The sequence below is a fragment of the Nocardia sp. MH4 genome (genome assembly GCF_019266065.1).
Lineage (GTDB): Bacteria > Actinomycetota > Actinomycetes > Mycobacteriales > Mycobacteriaceae > Nocardia > Nocardia canadensis.
Genome location: NZ_LPNR01000005.1, coordinates 1 through 3,332, shown reverse-complemented (window position 1 = coordinate 3,332; position 3,332 = coordinate 1). Strand labels below are relative to the sequence as shown.

The 3,332-nt window shown below is 73.7% G+C and carries 1 protein-coding gene and 1 pseudogene; both read left to right on the top strand.

Translation table 11 applies throughout. The annotated features are described in order from the left end of the window. A partial coding sequence (locus tag ATM97_RS00040; RefSeq protein ID WP_218715830.1) for a KR domain-containing protein occupies nucleotides 1–3,111 on the top strand: 3,111 nt, incomplete at its 5' end. Next, a pseudogene (locus ATM97_RS00035) lies at nucleotides 3,108–3,332 on the top strand (beta-ketoacyl synthase); the annotation flags it as partial. The gene ATM97_RS00040 and the pseudogene ATM97_RS00035, both read left to right, overlap by 4 nt.

The following is a 3,332-nucleotide window of genomic DNA, read 5'->3' as shown; positions in this document are numbered from 1 at the left end:
GCGATCACCGCCGCGCCCGCCGTACCCGCGATCGCCGCCCAGGCTCCCGCGCCGACCAACGGGCACGCCGCCCAGTCCGTGCCCGCCACGAACGGGTCGGTCGCCCAGGCGGTTCCGACTGCCATCGCGCCGCAGGCCGCTCCTGCGGTCGCCACACCGCCGGTTGCCGCGCAGGCCGCTCCGGCCGCCGTCGCCCCGCAGCCCGCGGCTTCGGCTGGTGCGGTCACCGGTGACGCCGTCCGCGCGGCACTGCGCGAGGTCGTGGCCGACAAGACCGGCTACCCGGTCGAGATGGTCGACCCGACCATGGATCTGGAAGCCGACCTCGGCGTCGACTCGATCAAGCGCGTCCAGGTCATCGGCGCACTCCAGGAACGCTTCCCGTCGCTACCCAGCCTCGGCCCCGAGCAACTGGGCACCCTGCGCACTCTGGACCAGATCGCGGATCTGCTGGCCGGCGCGGACGCCACTTCCGCCGCGCCCGACGTCCCCGTGACCAGCGAGGCCGCCCCGGCCGACGACGCCACCAGCGCCGACACCCTGCGGCAGGCGCTGCGGGAAGTCGTCGCCGACAAAACCGGCTACCCGGTCGAGATGGTCGACCCGACCATGGATCTGGAAGCGGATCTGGGCGTGGACTCGATCAAGCGGGTCCAGGTGATCGGCGCTCTGCAGGAACGGTTTCCGAATCTGCCCAGCCTCGGACCCGAGCAACTCGGCACCCTGCGGTCGCTGGATCAGATCGTGGCCGAGCTGGCCGGGGGTGATGTCCACCCAAAAGCTGAGGCCGCGGCCGAAACGCCGCGGCACGTCGTCGAACTCGTCGAGCTGGCGCCGGTCGATCTCGCGGTCGATCCGTATCGCCCGGCGGGTCGCGCACTGGTGGTCTGCCTGGACGAATCCGCCGAGACCGACGGCGAGGCGATCGAAGAGGCACTGCGCGAACGCAGCTGGAGCGTGCAGCGGGTCGGCGCGGCCGACGCCGTGACCGGACCGGCGGACGTCTGCGTGGTCGTGGCCGGTGTCGCGTCGGAATGGGAGCAGGCCGAACGCGTCCTCACCGAGGCGATCCTGGTCGGCGGCCGGGTGCTGCCCGCGTTGCGCGGCGCGAGCGCCCGGGCGGGCTTTGTCACCGTCACCCGGCTCGACGGGCACCTGGGTCTGCTCGGTGACGCCGAGCCGGTGCCGGCGCTGCTCGGCGGGCTGGGTGGTCTGGTGAAGACCCTGGCCGCGGAGGAACCGGCCTTGTTCTGCCGGGCCCTCGACATCGCCCCCGCGGCGACGCCGGGGCGGGTGGCCCAGATCGTGCTCGAGGAACTGTGCGACGCGGCGATCGACACCGTCGAGGTCGGCGTCGACGGCTCCGGCCGCCGCCGCACGCCGGTGCCGAGCGGGCACAAGCCCGCCGTCACCACCGAGATCGTCAGTGCCGCAGCCGAACTCGATCCGTCGGTGCTGACCGCCGACGACGTCCTGCTGGTGACCGGTGGCGCGCGCGGCGTCACCGCCACCTGTGTGCTCGCCCTCGCCGCGCACAGCGACGCGCGCTTCGTCCTGCTCGGCCGGACCCAGCTCACCGACGAGCCCACCTGGGCGGTGGGGGTCGCCGACGGTGACCTCAAGCCGGCCGCCGTGCGGGCCCTGGCGGGCACCGGGGTCAAGCCCAAGGACATCGACCGGGCGTGCGGGGAGATCCGCGCGATCCGCGAAATCCGTGCCACCCTGGCCACGCTCGGCGACCGCGCCGACTACCTGGCCGTCGACGCCACCGACGCGGCCGCCCTCGCCGCGGCGATCGCGCCGTGGCGCGACACCGTCACCGGTGTCGTGCACGGCGCCGGTGTGCTGGCCGACTCGCTGATCCCGGACAAGACGGCGGACTCGATCGGGCGGGTGCTGCGTCCGAAGATCGGTGGTCTCGCCGCCGTGCTGGCCGCGGTGGGGGAGCCGAAGGATCTGGTGTTGTTCACCTCGGTGGCCGGGCTGTTCGGCAATACCGGGCAGGCCGACTACGCCGCCGCGAACGAGGCGCTGTGCCGCTTCGCGGTGAGCTGGCGGCGCAGGCATCCCGGCCACCGCGTCACCGCGCTGGACTGGGGCGCCTGGGACGGCGGCATGGTGACCGACGACCTGCGCGAGCACTTCCGCAGCCGCGGCATCCCGCTGCTCGCACCCGCCGCCGGTGCCGCCGCGTTCACCACGCAGTTCACCACGGCGCGCAGGCCCGAACCGGTCCTGCTGGTCGGGGCGGCCACCGCGCTGTCGACGGGCGAACGCCCGGCGACGCCGGTGCGGGCCCGCCGCGACGTCACCGATCTGGTCGACGAACCCGTGATCGCCGCGCACCGGATCGGCGAGCACATCGTGTTGCCCGCGACCTTCGGGCTCGGCGCGATGATCAACCTCGCGGAGCGAACCCGGCCGGGCCGCACCGTGATCGGAGTCCGCGACTACCAGGTGCTCAAGGGGCTCGTGTTCGATCATCCGGTCACCGCGCTGGAGATCGAGCTCGAACCGGTGGCCGATGTCGACGGCCGCACCGCGGTGCGCGCCACCGTCTTCGGTGACAAGGCCGCCCACTTCCGGGCGACCCTGCTGCTGGCGGCGGGGCCGGAGACGGCGGGCACCCAGCCGATCGTGGCCGGTCCTGGCATCGACGCCGGACGGATCTACACCGATGCCGTCCAGTTCCACGCCCCCGCGCTCCAGGGGCTGCGCGGCATCCGCTCCGAGAGCGACAGCGCGATCGTGCTGGAGTGCTTCCTGCCCACCGGCCCGGTTGCCGACGGCGCCTACGCGGGCCGCCTGCACGATCCCGTCGCCGCCGACCTGATCCTGCAGGGACCGCCGGTCCTCGGCCACCGCCTGCTCGGCGCGGCCTGCCTGCCGCTGGGTGTCGGCCGGATCGACTACCACCACCCGCTGCCGACCACCGAACCGTTCGTCCTGGTGGTCGACAACCCGCGCGCCGGGCGGCTCGAAGCCCGCATCGACGCGACCGCGCTGGCCACCGACGGCACAGTGCTGCAGCGGTTCTCGGACGTCACGGTCCTCACGACGCCCGATCTGACGGAGAAGTTCCAGACCTCGGTGAGGGAGTGGACCCGATGACAGTCCTCGATTTCGACGGCGTCGCCTTCGACCCGGTCGGTGCGGTCGACGCACCGCCCGCGCCGCGGGCCCAGCTGACCACCACGTCCACCGCGCGGGCAGTGTCGCCTGCGCCCACCGCCGAGAGCGCGCGGTACTCCGGTGCGCCGGTGCCCGATTCGGCCCTCGGCCCGATCGGCGAGCTGCGCACCGGCCTCGTCGCCGCCCACCGCGCGGCCCTC